The sequence below is a fragment of the Staphylococcus sp. HMSC070D05 genome, assembly GCF_001815595.1.
Lineage (GTDB): Bacteria > Bacillota > Bacilli > Staphylococcales > Staphylococcaceae > Staphylococcus > Staphylococcus hominis.
Genome location: NZ_KV821087.1, coordinates 1 through 17,122 on the forward strand (window position 1 = coordinate 1; position 17,122 = coordinate 17,122).

The 17,122-nt window shown below is 29.2% G+C and carries 16 protein-coding genes; 2 read left to right on the forward strand and 14 right to left on the reverse strand.

Features of this window, described 5'->3' with window-relative positions; translation table 11 throughout:
* Window positions 1-136: 136 nt before the first annotated feature.
* From HMPREF3046_RS00005 to HMPREF3046_RS00015, 3 genes are all read right to left on the reverse strand, one after another.
* Window positions 137-1,357, reverse strand: coding sequence for a sugar efflux transporter (locus HMPREF3046_RS00005; RefSeq protein WP_070715382.1), 1,221 nt, complete (start codon window positions 1,355-1,357; stop codon window positions 137-139).
* Between the two features lie 46 nt (window positions 1,358-1,403).
* Complete coding sequence (locus HMPREF3046_RS00010; protein ID WP_070715384.1) at window positions 1,404-2,258, reverse strand: LysR family transcriptional regulator; 855 nt, start codon at window positions 2,256-2,258, stop codon at window positions 1,404-1,406.
* 92 nt (window positions 2,259-2,350) lie between these two features.
* Window positions 2,351-2,908 (reverse strand): ribonuclease FAU-1 family protein, encoded by a 558-nt coding sequence (locus tag HMPREF3046_RS00015; protein ID WP_070715386.1) that lies wholly within the window; start codon window positions 2,906-2,908, stop codon window positions 2,351-2,353.
* A 214-nt stretch (window positions 2,909-3,122) separates the two neighbouring features.
* Between HMPREF3046_RS00015 and HMPREF3046_RS00020 the strand changes: the two genes are divergently transcribed.
* Complete coding sequence (locus tag HMPREF3046_RS00020) at window positions 3,123-4,226, forward strand: 5-methyltetrahydropteroyltriglutamate--homocysteine S-methyltransferase (RefSeq protein WP_070715389.1); 1,104 nt, start codon at window positions 3,123-3,125, stop codon at window positions 4,224-4,226.
* A gap of 104 nt (window positions 4,227-4,330) precedes the next feature.
* Here HMPREF3046_RS00020 and HMPREF3046_RS00025 read toward each other — a convergent pair whose 3' ends face one another.
* The 5 genes from HMPREF3046_RS00025 to HMPREF3046_RS00045 form a co-directional block, all read right to left on the reverse strand.
* Window positions 4,331-4,822 (reverse strand): cupin domain-containing protein, encoded by a 492-nt coding sequence (locus HMPREF3046_RS00025; RefSeq protein ID WP_070715391.1) that lies wholly within the window; start codon window positions 4,820-4,822, stop codon window positions 4,331-4,333.
* Window positions 4,822-5,538, reverse strand: coding sequence for a YebC/PmpR family DNA-binding transcriptional regulator (locus HMPREF3046_RS00030; protein WP_070715392.1), 717 nt, complete (start codon window positions 5,536-5,538; stop codon window positions 4,822-4,824). The genes HMPREF3046_RS00025 and HMPREF3046_RS00030 overlap by 1 nt, the downstream gene beginning before the upstream one ends.
* A 142-nt stretch (window positions 5,539-5,680) precedes the next feature.
* Window positions 5,681-6,040 (reverse strand): transcriptional regulator, SarA/Rot family, encoded by a 360-nt coding sequence (locus HMPREF3046_RS00035; protein WP_070436490.1) that lies wholly within the window; start codon window positions 6,038-6,040, stop codon window positions 5,681-5,683.
* Window positions 6,041-6,190: 150 nt separating this feature from the next.
* Entirely contained in the window at window positions 6,191-8,329 is a 2,139-nt protein-coding gene (locus HMPREF3046_RS00040; protein WP_070715394.1) for a helix-turn-helix transcriptional regulator, read from the reverse strand.
* A gap of 301 nt (window positions 8,330-8,630) precedes the next feature.
* The gene (locus HMPREF3046_RS00045; protein ID WP_070715396.1) at window positions 8,631-9,299 is read right to left on the reverse strand and encodes a Bax inhibitor-1/YccA family protein; all 669 of its coding nucleotides are present in this window, start codon (window positions 9,297-9,299) and stop codon (window positions 8,631-8,633) included.
* Window positions 9,300-9,744: 445 nt separating this feature from the next.
* Here HMPREF3046_RS00045 and HMPREF3046_RS00050 point away from each other — a divergent pair, with 445 nt between their 5' ends.
* Entirely contained in the window at window positions 9,745-10,539 is a 795-nt protein-coding gene (locus HMPREF3046_RS00050) for a CHAP domain-containing protein (RefSeq protein WP_070715398.1), read from the forward strand.
* 69 nt (window positions 10,540-10,608) lie between these two features.
* On the opposite strand, the gene HMPREF3046_RS00055 is transcribed toward HMPREF3046_RS00050, so the two are convergent.
* From HMPREF3046_RS00055 to graR, 6 genes are all read right to left on the reverse strand, one after another.
* On the reverse strand, window positions 10,609-11,613 hold the full coding sequence (locus tag HMPREF3046_RS00055; protein WP_002455660.1) for an inorganic phosphate transporter: 1,005 nt from the start codon (window positions 11,611-11,613) through the stop codon (window positions 10,609-10,611).
* 14 nt (window positions 11,614-11,627) lie between these two features.
* Window positions 11,628-12,245, reverse strand: a complete 618-nt coding sequence (locus HMPREF3046_RS00060; protein WP_070715401.1) for a DUF47 domain-containing protein — start codon at window positions 12,243-12,245, stop codon at window positions 11,628-11,630.
* Between the two features lie 262 nt (window positions 12,246-12,507).
* Entirely contained in the window at window positions 12,508-14,397 is a 1,890-nt protein-coding gene (locus tag HMPREF3046_RS00065; RefSeq protein WP_070715403.1) for an FtsX-like permease family protein, read from the reverse strand.
* Window positions 14,387-15,148 carry an ABC transporter ATP-binding protein gene (locus HMPREF3046_RS00070; RefSeq protein WP_070715457.1) on the reverse strand — a complete coding sequence of 254 codons (762 nt, stop codon included), beginning with the start codon at window positions 15,146-15,148 and terminating at the stop codon, window positions 14,387-14,389. The genes HMPREF3046_RS00065 and HMPREF3046_RS00070 overlap by 11 nt, the downstream gene beginning before the upstream one ends.
* Before the next feature lie 254 nt (window positions 15,149-15,402).
* A complete protein-coding gene (locus HMPREF3046_RS00075) occupies window positions 15,403-16,443 on the reverse strand; it encodes a sensor histidine kinase (protein ID WP_070715406.1) in 1,041 nt (346 codons plus the stop codon).
* Window positions 16,436-17,110 (reverse strand): response regulator transcription factor GraR/ApsR, encoded by a 675-nt coding sequence (graR, locus tag HMPREF3046_RS00080; RefSeq protein ID WP_070715408.1) that lies wholly within the window; start codon window positions 17,108-17,110, stop codon window positions 16,436-16,438. Before graR ends, HMPREF3046_RS00075 begins: the two co-directional genes overlap by 8 nt.
* Window positions 17,111-17,122: the final 12 nt, after the last annotated feature.

Sequence of the window (17,122 nt, forward strand, 5' to 3'; positions counted from 1 at the left end):
TTAAGTTCCCATTTTAAGGGTTCAGTGCCTAAAAAGACCACTTTTTTATTATTTCAATAGAAGAAGTGGTCTTTTTCATTTGTCGAAGGATTTAATGTCCCAGTCTTTTATTTTCATACATAATCATTTCTATTAATTATTGTATATTCATACTTGAGGATGTAAACGTTTGATCTTTAGTGAACCATATTAAAATCATACCAATAAAAATAGATAAGGCAGAAACATAAAAAACGTTTTCTAATCCGACCCAATGACTCATTGCGCCACCTAATAAGTTTCCACATAATTGTCCTATTACCATTGCATTAGCAAATAAAGTCGACGCATAACCAGGAAATTCAGGTAGTATATCTTGGAAATAACTAATACCCAGTCCTAATAAAATCGCTAAATAAAACGCTAAAAATACTTGTCCTATCATCATCATATATATATTTTCAAATATACCAATACTAAAATAAAATAGACCCCCACTTATGGCTCCTAGTATAAGTAAAGTGCGTGTAGATAATTTAGATGCTAAAATCCCCAATATAACCATAAAAGGAACCTCTAAACCGGCACATAGACTCGCTAAAGTACCTACATAACCTTCTCGTTCTTTCAAATATTCTGTAACGAATAATGGCATATTCATTGTATACATCCACTGACCAATATGTAGAAGTATAAAAGCAATAAATGGAATAAATAAAGTTTTATCTTTTAACATATTAGGTGCAGTTATTTCAATACTCGAAGTATCTTTAACTTGTTCGTTTATAGTCAGATTTAAATCCTTATAAAAGAATATTTGTAACAACAGTGTAAATAATAAAATGATAACCGTGCCACCAAATAGCCCTGCATAGCCCATAAATTGAATGAGGTATGCACCAATGAGTGGACCAAATAAAAAGCCAAAAGAGAACATTGATCTTAATACAGTATTAGCAAATTTCGCATTATTTCTTGATGAAGACGCATTAATAGATTCTCTAGCAGATGCATAGAGTTGGGGCATTGCAGGTGCGAATAATCCTTGAAATATCGCATATACTATAATAAATAGCCATATATGATGTATGTAAAAATATATTGAAAAACTAAGTGCTCCCATAAATAGTGCACAAATAATAAGTATTTTTCGATTAAGATGATGTGTATCTGAAAATCTAGCGACAATCGCATTCACAGTAAATTGACTTACTGCAGCCAAAGCCAAAAGCACACCAAATTGATTTGTCGACATTCCTAGTTCTTTTGTTGCGAATAAAACAAAATATGGCACTGTAATCGCAATACCCATTCCTAAGAGCATCATATTAATAAGAAATAATTTATAGTTTTTAATATGCAATAGTGCTGAAAACATATACTATACCTCTATTCTTCTTGTAAATTGCAATATTGATTAACTATTATTTAGTAAAATTAAGCATTAAAGAAACAAAAGCATCAACTTGTGGTAGTTGCAATATACTACTATCATAACTCATATACGTTGAGCGGATTAACGGAAGACCATCAATGTTTACTTTTTCAAATTCAAATAAGTGATGATCAATATTCTTCATCATTATTTCTGGAAGAATGGTTACTCCTACACCACTTACTAGCATTTCTTTACATGTTGCCACTTGATCTACTGTGATGGTAGCATGATAATCTTGTCCAAATTTTTCACTATACCAATGATTAATTTGATTTATATATATTGGATCTGCTTGAAATTCAATAAATGGTAATTTTGAAACATCTTCATGACGTTCTTTTGGATAAATAAAATAATGTTCATCATCAAATAAATGGATATTTTTTAAATTCATTACTTTATTCCCTCTAGTAATTAAAAGGTGATAATCCCTATGATTAGACCTAATTTGCTCTGTTGAACCCACTTGAACCTGTATTTCTACATTAGGAAATTGTGTATTATACAAACTCAATACACGGGGCAATATCGTTTGTCCAATTAAAGATGAACATCCTATGGATATGGTTCCATTTACTTCCCCTATATGTGCTTGTATTTTATCGAAAAACATTTTTTCTCGAGTCAACATATCACGCGCATGTTCGATGATCATTGCACCTTCTGTAGTAGTAATCAATTGTTTTTTAGTACGAATAAAGATTTCTACTCCAAACGCATGTTCAATTGTTTTTAAACGTTGCGTGACTGCTGGTTGTGATATATATAAAATTTCAGCAGCTTTTCTTAACGTTTTCGTTTCATCTAATGTAATTAATAATTGATAATCTTCAATTTTCATAGCTTCCCCCTTATGTTTATCCATGAATACGGCTATGATGGTAAATAAAATTGACACTATTTCATTATTGTTTTAGTACTAAAGAAATATAATTATGTTTTCTTATGTTTATTTAATTTACCTATCATCTTTTTATAACAATGCATAATTTGATGATGTATCTCTGCAAAATTGTCATCAATCTCAATCATCAATTGATGAGCGATAACATAGGCTTCATGGTATTGTTTCTTCGTAATTTGTCCATTTTTCAAAGCTAGTTCTAAATCATGTTCATCTACTAACTCATATTCACCAGTGGATGGTAAAACCAACACATCTAAAAATAAATCTAATGTTCTCGCATTTCCTTTTTGAGTAATATTTTTAATGTTAATATCAAAATAGTATTCTAATGGATTCCCCTTATCATCAAACATTGCAGTAATACTATAGCGTTTTTTTTCCGGCAAAATTTGTAACCATTTATAGTTATTATCTACTACAACTACATTTTGATCGACCACCGTCACCTCTAAAGGCTCACGTACCTTTTTCATCGTGACCAAGCCAATAATACCTTTAAACCTATTATTATTTACCTTAACTTCTATGTAATCACGTTCAATTAGGCGACGCCAGTGACGTTTATCTATGTATTTAATTTTCACAAAGCCACCAACTCCTTGTCATTATTATATTAAACTAAGTAAACCATGTCATCTTATGGCATGCTTTATTACTTTTAACATATAAATTTATTAAATTTTCAATTTCATTTTACTACAACTATTAAAATTTTAGGTAAAATTGACAAAAACACTAAGTTTTGATAGTTTTATTTTATATTATCTGAAAATTCTAAATAAAAGGAGTATTTTATATATGACAGTTAGACCTTTTCGAGCAGATCACGTGGGAAGTTTATTACGTCCTAAACGTCTAAAAGAAGCGAGATTTAAATTTAATAATAACGAATTATCTTTAGATGAATTAACACGTATTGAAGATGAAGAAATCGAACGTATTATTGAAAAACAAATTGAAATTGGTTTACATAGCATTACAGATGGAGAATTTCGTAGAAGTTGGTGGCACTTTGATTTTCTAGAGAATATTAATGGCGTAGAAGGCTATACTCCTGATCATGGATTAGAATTTGAAGGTGTAGAAACACATGCCCATAATGTGAGAATTGTAGACAAAGTATCATTTAATCCAAATCATCCACACTTTGAACACTTTAAGTTTTTATATAAAAAAGTGGCCGGTCGCGCAACTGCTAAAGTATCAATACCTAGTCCAAATCAATTATTCCACCCTAATATTTTAAACGAAACGATTTATCCTAATATAGAAGATTTTGCAAATGATATTGCAAAAGTTTATCATGAGACGCTACAAGCATTTTATGACTTAGGAGCGCGCTATATTCAATTAGATGACGTATACTGGGCTGGTTTAACTGACGGTACTCAAAAAGTGAGAGGTCGTCAACGCTCTAAAGATGAAAAACTAAAAGCACGTGATTTAGCCTATAAAGTGATTAATAAAGCTATCGAAGGACTACCAAATGATTTAATTCTGACTACTCATATTTGTCGTGGTAACTATAAATCAACTTGGGCAATTTCTGGAAGATATGAAGCCATCGCCCCTTACCTATTTAAAGAAAATTTAAATGGTTTCTTCTTAGAGTATGATGATGAACGTTCAGGTGATTTCGAACCGCTTCGTTTCTTTAATGACAATGCTTATGCAGTTCTAGGACTTATCACCTCTAAAACAGGTGAATTGGAAAATAAAGAAACAATTAAAAAAAGAATTAAAGAAGCAGAACAATATATAAATATTGATCATATCTGTATTAGTCCGCAATGTGGTTTTGCTTCTACAGAAGAAGGCAACACTCTAACTGAACAAGAGCAATGGAACAAATTAGCCTATGTTGTAGAATTAGCTAATGAACTTTTTGACACTGCTGAATAGAAAAATGTCAGCAATATTGTCCCCCATCTCTTTTTAAAATAAATCTTTTAAAAAAAGACACTTCATTAATTTATACTTAACTAGATTAATGAAGTGTCTAATTATTAATACTCAATGTTTTTCACTGCATATTTTTGAATCATTCGACGATATTGTGGATATACTTCTGTCAACTCATCTTGTGTGAATAATTCAAAATACTTAAATTCAAATGCAGGTTGACACATACAGCCTACTAAACTATAACCTTCCGAATGAGGTACACTTGAAGCAAAAATGGTTCCTTTGGGAACAACATATTGTAGTACTTCTCCATGGTCTATATTTGGCCCTAACAAGACACTACGATACTGCCCATCTTCAGTTAACATATGTATCTCTAGTGATACACCAGCATGATAATACCATACTTCATCAGCATCTATACGATGAAAATGCGAGATATCACCTGCTTTTAATAAGAAAAGTATACTACTAAAAGATGCCCTGTCATCTTTCTTTATACTCTCCGGTCGAATCGTTTCTTTATAATATCCACCTTCCGGATGAGATTCCAAGTCTAACGATTGTATCCAAAACGAAGCCGTGTGTTTCACTATTTTAAGTCCACATTATGGAAAACATTTTGAACATCTTCTAAATCTTCAAGTGCATCAATAAGTTTTTCAAGTGTTGCTTGATCATCTGCTGAAAGTTCAATGTCAGTCTGAGGTAACATTTCAAACTCTGCAATTTTAAAGTCTTCTACACCTGATTGACGTAATGCATCTTGTACTTGTGCAAATTGATCAGGTTCTGCATACACAATCGTCAAGCCATCTTCTTCAATAACATCTCTTACATCTACATCTTGTTCCATCAATGTTTCTAGGACGTCATCAGCAGATTTTCCTTCGACACCAAACGTTGCAGTATGATCAAACATATAAGCCACTGAACCAGATACACCCATATTACCACCATTTTTGCCAAATGCTGCTCTAACATCCGATGCTGTACGATTCACGTTATTAGTTAAGGCATCTACAATAAGCATGGAGCCACTTGGACCAAATCCTTCATAACGTAGATGGTCATAATTTTCATCTCCAGCGCCTTTAGCTTTATCAATGGCTCTATCTATAATATGATTTGGAACAGAATATGTTTTTGCTCTTTCTAGCACAAGTCTTAATGCTTGATTTGATTCAGGATCTGGCTCGCCTGATTTAGCTGCTACATAAATTTCTTTACCAAATTTTGCATATATTCTACTAGTATTTTTATCTTTTTGGGCTTTTTTTTCTTTAATATTATTCCATTTACGTCCCATATTGTCATCTCGCTTTCTTACTCAATACTACTTATTATATAGTAATAATAATTCATTGTCTAAATTGAAAAAACGTTTCTTCTTTAAAAAAATAAAATACTGACAAAGCATCCCCCTGTCAGTACTCTCCCAATTCATTTAGTTAATTACTTAAAAACCTTTCTACATCATTAAATAAAGCATTAAATTGATCAATATTAGATTTGTTCATATAGATAAAAATTTTACGTTCATCTTCTGTTGATCGAACCTTACTTAATTTCTCTTTTTCTATTAGTCTGCGTATAGAAACAAGTAATTTTGTTCTACTTAATTCTAATTCTTCAATTGCAACTTTTAAGAATGTTTGCATTAAAATTTGATCGTCTGCTGTATATTCATAAGCTAATTTTAATAAAGCTAAATCATTTAAGGTTAGTTTGTATTCTTTGTCTATATATTCAGACAACGCTTTATATTGTTTATAGATTTTCAGCAAGCGATTTAATTCATCGTTACTCAAGCATTTGCACCTCCAATAAAAGCGAACAATTCAACATATATTATCCTTTAATTTTGGAGTTCTGTCTTTTGCATTTGTTTTGAATTTTTTGTTAAATTTACCAACAAACTCAAATATTGTTGTGCAAAACTTTTTTTGAGATAGAATTTATTATTTATATATCTCAATTATATAAAGCCCGTTATAATCAAGTTTAATTTGTAATGCCTCTTTATTAAAGTTATGTTCTCTAATTTTAAAAGAAGGATGTAATAAACGATTTACTTTCTTCAAGAATTTTTTAGACCATTGATAACGATTACGTATGTCTTCAGTAATAATGTGATTAATATTGCCGTTATAATCATCAATCTTTTGAATTTTTATAAGATGATTTTTATTTGTCTTATGTTTAAAATCTACATATATATCAGTTTTTTCATAATTAGCATTTCGTGATTCACTTTCTAGAACACGCCAATCGTATATATATAGTATGAATTTATTTTCTTTTTCAATCACTATATAATGATCTTTAATGTATTTTGGTTCCTGACTAAGCGTCATGATATATGGCATCATTGTCCCTAATATTGTTTTAAAACCTTTTTCATCAAAAAGATGTAAAGCATTAAATTGATGACTATCCTGTCTAAAATTGAAACCAATACCGTCAAAGTGTTGAGCCGATTTAATATTTGTTTCTATAATTAATGGGGCACTACTATTTAAATCATTATATTCACTATTTAAAAACACATGATTTTCAACGTTCAAAAATATTATTCTTTGATTTTCTAAATCAATGTGATTTAAAATTTCACGTATATTTTGATAACGTAAGATATTCTTTACTAATAAACGATTATTATCTTCTATTAAATATGGTTGATTTAGTTTTGAATTATCAATAAACAAAAATTGGAAATTCACTCTTTTAATTTGCGATTCTAAAGTTTTAAATAAAACTGGATTATTTAGCAAGTTGCTAATTTCTAATCCAAAAGAAAACCGATTTGTTTTATGTTGTATTTTTAATATCATACGATAAATGGCTTTTAAATCAATCTCTTCTAAATCAAAAACAATACCTAATTCGTGATGTACATTTACTTCAACTTGGTGTATTTCAAGATAATCTAATACATTTTCATATGTCATTTCAAGGAAGTCAATTAGATTTAAATCCTCAAGTTTAAAACTTATATTTAGATTTTTTCTAATAATAGATTCAAATATTCGCTGAAGTTCTTTAACAGTGAAGTGTTCTTTTATTTCTTTCATATCCACTCTTACATAAATCATTAATGATGGACTCTCGTCAAGATAATCGATATATTTCTCTAAAAATAACAGTTTTATTTCTTCAATCGTATTGATTTGTACTACACACTGATAAGGTTTAATAAACGTATCTAATTTTGAATCGATATATATTTTATGTTCTGTTTTCTTTTGATAATAATATTGTTGTGACAGAATCATATCTCTTATATTTTGTAGACTATCATCAATATGAGTTTCATAATCCATAAAAATCATTTTTTCATATTTATTACACGATCTATATTCATTTGGTGTCATTCCCATATAACTTTTGAACGTTTTAGAATAACTTGATGCATTACTAAACCCTACTTTTTCACTAATTAAACTAATTGTATCGTCTGTTTTCAATAATAATTCAAATGAATTTGCAATCTTCAAAGTGTCTACATAAGTTTTAAAACTAATATTCAACAACTGTGTAAATTGTGATGATAAATTAGATTTAGATGTAAATAGATTAGATGAAACGTCTTTTAATGTTAATTTCTTTTCAATATTTTCGTTAATATAGTCTAATACTTCACTTAACTCCCCATAATAAGCATAATTATATTGATCATTAGCAATATCTATTTCAACACTACCTTGTTTTCCAATAATTTGAACAATGTCAACTATGTATTTGTTATCTTCTGAAACAGATTTATGATTAATATGATTCATTGTTATCTGTAATAATGCTTTTTTTATTGCATTAATAGATTTAACTAAATTAATTGAATATTTATAATCAAAGAAACTAAATCCTTCTTCTTTAAACCAATCACTTGCAATATAAATCATTAATGTTTTTTCATTATTATTAATTGAAAAAATATCTTTATTGTTTATGACGTAGATATCATTATTAATCGTCACTTTTTTGGCAAAATGTTGAATTTCTAATGAATCTTCTATTGGGAACAGCAATATAATACCATCTTGACAACGTGTCATTTGGTATTCATGCTTAGTAAGTACGTGAAAATACCCATTAGACATATACTAACCTCTTTCTAATCTTGGTAGTCCTTCTTTTAATGTGTTTATATAAAAATGTTAATTTATAAGTGTTTAAATGTAAATCTATCACAACATTAATACTAAATCAAAAATAGGTATAAAATTAAATTAAGTTTAATTTTATATTAAATATATTTCATAATTATTAAAAAAGATGCTCCATGATTGCCTTCTTACTTTAATAAAATAAGCAGCTTTAGACTACTCTTTATTTAAAATGTTTTGAAAACAACGTGAGAACATCTTTTCTAAATATTCAACTTATTATAAATATGAATGTCTAGTTTTTAAAGCGATTTGCTAAATTCAATATATCTTTAATGATATTTAATAAATTAAGAAATAAATTAAACCCCATTTCTCTTGGCGTAAATCTACCATGTTTCATGCGATTAAAGTCAAATAATGTGTATAGTAAAAACAAAACTAAACTAACCATTGTAATAACGATATGGAATATTGAATTATGAATAAATAATCCAACTAGACTAGCAATAATAAGGGCAATTAACGTTACAAATAAATATTTACCTAAGCTAGAAGCATCGTGAATAACAAAATAACCCAATATTCCAAATACAATGAACGCTATAATAGCTAACAATATATTTTTATAAAAAACCTCTGCTCCTAAATTTTGCATATACATTGAAAATGTTGCATACGATAATAAACCAATAATAATAGCATAGATATGCGAAATAATAAGACCATATTTACGTGCTCTTTTGATAAATAACGTCGCTAATACAATGACAAATAATGTAATTGATAAAGGACGTCGCCATTCTATAGGCAAATATTGACCTAAATAACAGCCAATCCCAAAAATAAGCCAATAATATGTAAAAAATAGCCAAACTTTACGATATGCATGGTCTTGTTGAGCACTATCTTTTGAACCTGCATTCTGATGTTGCTGATTTACTAAATTTGAAGAACTTGACATCTTATACTCCTCTTTTAAATAGTGTCTTACAATAATTGTACAATATTTGTTGAAAATAAAAAAATAGTATAATTTATTTACTTTTAAATAGGCATCTTATCAAGAAAATATAAAAATTGTTACAAATTTAAATCATTAAAAACAATTCAACTTTTCTCTTACATGATACGTACTTGCTTCAATTTTACTATAAGAAATATTACAAATGTCTTTTTAAAGAAATTTAATTTTATCTAAATAAAACTGTTAAAGACTACTGTATCAAGGCTTCTTATCTATTTACAAAAAATAGTATTACTTTTAATAATATTACAAAATAATAACAACCCACATATTCTTATATTTTTTTGATAGTATATGTATGTGATATAAAAAGGTAATTTATACAAATTTAACAATATTAAATTCTAAAAATAAATTTTAAAATTCAAGGAGGATACGTAGTTTGAAAAAGTTAGCTTTTACGTTGTCTATTGCGTCAGGCGCTGTAGCATTTTTCTCTCATCATGCTGAAGCATCAACACAATATACTGTTCAACCTGGAGATTCCTTATGGAGTATTGCAAATAAATACAATACATCTGTTGATGAGCTTAAACGAAATAATCAATTAAATGGTCATTTAATTTTTCCAGGACAAGTACTAACTGTTAATGGATCATCAACTACAACATCTACTATTACACCAAGTAAGTCTTCTACTACTTATACTGTTCAATCTGGTGATTCACTTTCTCGTATTGCTAATAAATATGGAACTTCAGTTGCTAACTTAATGAATGCAAATAATTTTTCAAATTATTTAATTTATCCTGGTCAAGTATTAAAAATTCCAAGTAGTTCGAGTACTACAAATTCACCATCTACTACCGCTGCTCAAAGCACTGGTTATACTTCACCAACCTTTAACCATCAAAATTTATACACTGCTGGTCAATGTACGTGGTATGTGTTTAATCGTCGCGCTCAAGCTGGATCACCCATTAGTACATATTGGTCTGATGCTAAGTATTGGACTTATAATGCTACTTCGGATGGCTATCTTGTTAATCATACCCCTACTGTTGGAGCAATTATGCAATCAACTGCTGGGTATTATGGCCATGTAGCATATGTGGAGCGGGTGAATCCAGATGGTAGTATTCTAATTTCAGAAATGAATTATACGTATGGACCTTATAACACAAATACCCGTGTGATTCCTGCTTCATTAGTGTCTAGCTATAACTATATTCATTAATCTAATTCAAACCACAAAATAAGCTTGAGGCATACACATGTCTCAAGCTTATTTTGTGGTTAATTTATCTTAAAGAAAAACATTTAAAATCCAAAATATAATTGCTGCTAAAATAGCAGAAATTGGCAATGTAATAATCCATGTAATAATCATACGTTGAGCCGTATTCCACTTTACACCTTTTGCACGATTTGACGCACCTACACCTAAAATTGATGACGATACAACATGTGTAGTAGATAATGGGAAGTGTAATGATGAAGCAACGAAAATCGTTAATGCTGAAGATAAATCAGCAGCTGCCCCATTAGCAGGTCGTATTTTCATTATATTTCCGCCTACTGTTTTAATAATTTTCCAACCACCAATTGCAGTTCCTAGACCCATTGCTGTGGCACAAGCAATTTTAACCCATAATGCTGGTTCCACATTCGTTGGATCTTGTAAATTCGCTACAATCAAGGCAAGAGTAATAATACCCATTGATTTTTGAGCATCATTTGTACCATGTGAAAACGATTGAAGCGCTGCAGTAAACATTTGGAAAAAGCGGAAATTACGATTTGCTCTAGTAAGATTCGCATTTTTAAAAACAATTTTAACAATTGTATACATGATAAAACCAACACAAAATGCGATAATTGGTGAAATAATTAATACAATGATAATCTTAGTAAAACCTTGGTAATGTAATACTGTAAACCCCTGTGCAGCTATTGCAGCTCCAGCAATAGCGCCGATTAAGGCATGCGATGAAGAGCTTGGTATACCATATAACCAAGTAACCAAATTCCAAACAATAGCAGCAATAATAGCCGCTAATACTACTACTAGACCATTTTGTAACTTAAATGGATCTACAATATCTTTAGTAATTGTTCCAGCTACCCCTGTAAAAGTAAGTGCACCTATAAAGTTCATAACTGCAGCTAGAAAAATAGCTGTTCTTGGTGTCAATGCACGTGTAGAAACCGCAGTAGCAATTGCATTTGCTGTATCATGAAAGCCATTGATAAAGTCAAAGACTAGAGAAAATACAACGATAGCTATAGTGATGACTAATACATATTCCATAATTTAAAACTCCCTTAGCTATTTTTCATGATAATTGTTTCAAAGTTGTTAGCAACAGCTTGACATTTATCAGCGATATTTTCTAAGCTTTCGTAAATATCTTTAATTTTAATTAAAGTGATTGGATCTGTTTCACTATTAAATATATGTTTAATTGATTGTCTTAATATACCATCACAATTTGTTTCAAATTCTTTAATATTAATTGAATGAATTCTCATGTGAGATAATTTTTTATCAACAAGTAAACTCACTGCTAATTTCATTTCAGCGACAGCTTTTTGAATATTGTCAACAAATTCAGCCATATATTCATCAGTATATTCAATTGAATACATTTCAAACATTCCAGATGTTTCTTCCATTGCATCAAGTACATCATCGATTGCATTACACAATGATAGAATGTCTTCTCGTTCAATAGGAGTGATAAATGTTTGATTTAAGTCGCTAATGACTTTGTGCATAAGTTCGTCACCATGTGACTCGTACGTTTTAATGTTATCAGAATAAGCTTTTAAATCTAAATGGGTATTAAAATCCATTTTTCCGAATTCTACAGCTGCACGGTCCAGATTAAATACCATTTCTTCTAATTGAACCATAAACTTATCCTTTTTCTTAGTGAACATTATAATGCCTCCATTTTAGCGATTGCTATCAATCACACGTTTATTATTTAATTTTAAGACAATTTAAAAACGAGCTACATTTACAATAGCTTACTTTAAAACATTATTTAGAAAGCTTTTGTAAAATTTATGTAAATATAATGTTATACCAGTTACGATACACTTCTACTTAACACCTAATTTGTCTCTAATTGAAAATATCATAAATTTTTCATCTCTACAATAAATTTACAAATTCTTTACAAACTCGAAATATTCTCTCTTAAATTGAGTGATTGATCGTTCGCTTAGAATGATTGTAAGCAATAAATGCAAACATACTATATACTATTGTATAAATAATCATAACAGTAAAAATAGGTGTTTGATTTGTAAATCCTATAAATTTCATAAATACAAGTGCTGCAAAATATGCATGCAGCAAAGCAATAGCTAAAGGTAGGCCAAAGTTAAAGGCCACTTTCAATTTTAGACCTCTAGCCATGTCTTTTTGAGTAAAACCTAATTTACGCAATATTGAATAATTTTCTAATTCATCTTCAGTTTCATCAATTTGTTTAATATAGATAATACATCCAGTTGCTATAAGAAATGCAATACCTAAAAAAGAACTTATAAATAATAAAATTCCTGTTAAACTTGAAATTTCGCTTGCTATCTGACTTCTAGTTTTTAAATTCTGATTCATGTGATGTATAGTCTTTTCTAATCTAGGTATATCTTTTGTATATTTTAAATCAAAGCCATGTTGAGAAATGATGTTCTTATTTTTAACATGTTGTTTTATAAATTGATAATTCTCGTTATTAAGCACGAGTGTCGGTCCACCTAAATCTATACTCTCTTTGAAATAAACTTTATGAATCACTTTTTGAAGTTGAACTTTAGTATGATGTCGTTTTGTGCCAATCATTGTTATCCCGTGTGGTCGATGTTTAGTTAATTCAGGAATAACATCTTCTGGGATAATTAAATCTGCTTGTCCTTTTTTTAAAGAAATATTTGAAAAGTAATCTTCACTTGTTACAGTCACTGAATAAGGTCTAGCTGCATTTACATCAAATAGATGATCTTTATATAAATGCGTGTACACTACTTGCTTATAATTATAGTTATATGCAATATGCTGTTGCTCTAATTGATATTTTAACTTTTCGGACAAGTTGTCGTTGTTCGTTGTTACGTCATAAGGTGATTCTAATGAAATTTCTTTACTTAAAGATCCTCGACTAATTGCTGCAAAACATAGGACAGATACAGTAATAGCAGAAATAATAGAAATGATTGTTAAAGAGAAAGCATTCTTTCTAATCCTAAACATTAATGAAGAAGTGAAAATAACATCATTTACAGTTACATTTCCACTTTTAAATGATTTAATTATTTTTAATATTAGAGACACTGAACTTCTGAAAAAGAAGTAGGCTCCTATAACAGTTAAAAATAAAATAATAAAAGATAATACGATATCATCTAATAATTCAACAAATCGTGTGGATAAATAATATCCTACCAAAATGAAAGCAATACCTAAAATTCCTAGAATAATTTCTCCAAATGTAATATGTTTACCTGTTTCATCTATATATTCTTCAGGCTCCATTAATTGTGTAACAGAATATTTATTTAAGAAAATGATAGCTTGAAGGATAATTAAAATATATGCAATGATTAAAATAAATAAGGTTTGAATGATAGCGTCTGCACTAAAAGTAAGTGATACCGAGGTATGTATACCTAATAGTTTCAATATAATCATAAGTAGAATTTTAGACCCAACAATCCCTATTATCATGCCTAAAACTGCAGTGATTAAAAAAATAAACAATTGTTCTAACATAAACATGTAAATAATACTTACCTTATTTAACCCCATAATCTGTAATAGTCCTAATTCGTAACGTCGTCTTTTAATAAAAAGAATATTGGTATACATAATAAAGACCACGATGATTATAAATAGAAAATAGCTTCCTATTTTAGAACCCTCTTTAATAATAGATAAAGATTCATGTATATGGAGATGATGAACGTATTTAATCGTAATAAAACTAAAATATAAAACGGTACTAATGACTAATGAAAACATATAAATAGCATAGTGCTTAATATTTCCCAAGAAATTTCTCCAAATAATATAGCTAAAACTCATAAATCTTGCCACCTAATATACTTTGGGCTCTTAATATTTCTTCATAAAATAATTGTTTATTATCTTGTCCTTGATAAATTTCAGTAAATACTAAGCCATCTTTCAACATTACAACACGATTAGAAAAACTTGCTGCAAGTGGATCGTGTGTAACCATAATAATAGTTACATTATAGATTTTATTTATTTTTTCAAAACGTGTGAGTAAATCCCTAGTGTTCTTAGAGTCTAAAGCTCCTGTTGGTTCATCCGCAAAAATAATTTTAGGATATGTAATAAATGCACGCGCTGCAGATGTTCGTTGACGTTGTCCTCCTGAGATTTCAGACGGGTATTTATCACTAATATCATATATATTAAGCGCTTCAGTAATTTGTCTATAACGTTTATTCATTTCTTCTTTATTCAGTTTAAGTACTGATAAAGGTAACATAATATTTTCTTTTACAGTAAGTGTGTGTAATAAATTATATTCTTGAAAAATAAATCCAATATCTTTTTTCCTAATTTCTGATAGTTCCCTATTTGATAACTTTTCCAATTGTTTTCCATTTAGTATTACAGATCCTTGTGATAAATAATCAATTGAACTCAAAACATTAAGTAATGTTGTTTTACCAGATCCAGAAGGTCCCATAATTGAAACAAACGCTCCTGTTTCAATGTTTAAATCAATGCCTCTTAACACTTCTTGTATCGTTTGTTTTGTCCCATATGTTTTAACAATTTGCTTTGCTTGTAATATTGTCAATTTAGAATGTCCCTCACTATCATATATTTTAATTATTGAATGATATAGATGAACCTGAGACGTCATTATAAAGTCTCAGGTTTTACTCAATGTTCTACTTCCTTATTACATTAAAATGATATTTCCATAAGTTTAATTTATGTATTTACTTTAAATATTATATAAGCTTTAGTTCAATCTTTTTTATAGTAACATCCAATATCTCTTTGCGATAAATCGAAAAATTACACTTATATATTATTTTAACAACACCATTATGATAGACTTAATTTCTCTTTTGACATTCTTTCTATGACTTCGTTTTGCATAGGGAACGTTAAAATAAATGTTGTTCCTTCTCCCACCGTCGACTCGACCTCTACTTCAATACCTAATGGATGTTTTACACTTTCTACTAAGTATAAACCAATTCCAGAAGAAGTTGTTTCATTACGATTTGCGGTTGAAGTATAGCCTCTTTCAAAAATACGTGGTAAATCTTTAGCACTAATCCCACGCCCATAATCAGTAATTTCTAAAGCGATATGGTTTTTTTTAGCAAACGACCGGATAACAATATCTTTTCCTTGAGAATATTTCAAAGAATTAGATAAAATCTGTCTAATCATCATGCGACACCATTTTACATCTGTAAACACTTCTGGATTCATGTTGAATTCTAATTCATAGCCAATACCTTTAACTTGACTGATATGACGAGTAAGTTGAATTTCTTCAATCACTAAACGTTTTAAAGGTACTTTTTCAAAATACATGTCTTTATTTTTAGATTCAAGACGTGTTAAATAAAGTTGCTTATCTAATAATTCATTCACTCTTGACCATTCATAAAGTAAGGCTTTCTTACGTTCCATATCTTCAGCTTGATCAATTAATAATTTCATTGCTGTAACAGGTGTTTTAATATCGTGAACAAATTCAGTTAACGATTGTTCAGACGCTTGTATATGAATTTGTTGTTCAGTAGCTCTTTCTTTGTGAAACAATAATTTACGATATAAATAGTCTACCATTTCCTGTTGAAATGGATTCTCAGCTAATTCTTTATGTTTAATTTCTTCGATTTCCTTATTATTATAAAAATGTTGATATAGTTTTACTTCTCTTAAAAAAGTGAAAACAAGAAATATACAAGTTAAACCTATATTTAATAAGACGATGTATGCTACACTTTCAATTGCCATATCATAGTCTATATATGCCATTCCTAAAAACACAAACTGTAAAAATATAATCCAAAATATCCAATTACTTCGTGTTTTAAGAAATAGCCAAAACCATTTCACATTACTCATGTGCCATATATCCTTTACCTACTTTTGTTTCAATTTCTGTTTCCATATCGATTTCAGATAATTTTTTTCGTAATCGATTTACATTGACTGTTAATGTGTTATCACTTACAAACGCTTCATCATCCCATAACGCTGTAATTAATGTATCTCTAGTCACAATTTGATTTTGTTTTTGAATTAACATTTCTAAAATAATCATTTCAGTTTTAGATAAATAAATGATTTTATCGCCTTTTTGAATACTATCTTTTGACAAATCTACTAGTGCATCTTGCCAATTTAATGTACGTCTTTCTTCTGCGCCAAATTGATATACGCGTCGATAAATTGCTTGTAACTTTGCAATTAGTACATTGGTATGAAAAGGTTTTTGCATATAATCATCTGCACCTAATTCCATACTCATCACTTGATCCATAGGATTATCACGTGCCGATAAAAATAAAATAGGCACATTAGATACTTGTCTAATTTGACGACACCAATAGAATCCATCATATTTAGGTAATTGGACATCCATTATAACGATTTCTGGCTGAACATTATGATATGTTTCCATTACGTTACTAAAATCGTTGACACCATAAACAAAAAAATCCCAATTTTCTAATTCTTTCTTTAGTTGTTGAAAAAGCGTCTGATCATCTTCTACTAATAATATTTGCATGTGTTTTCATCC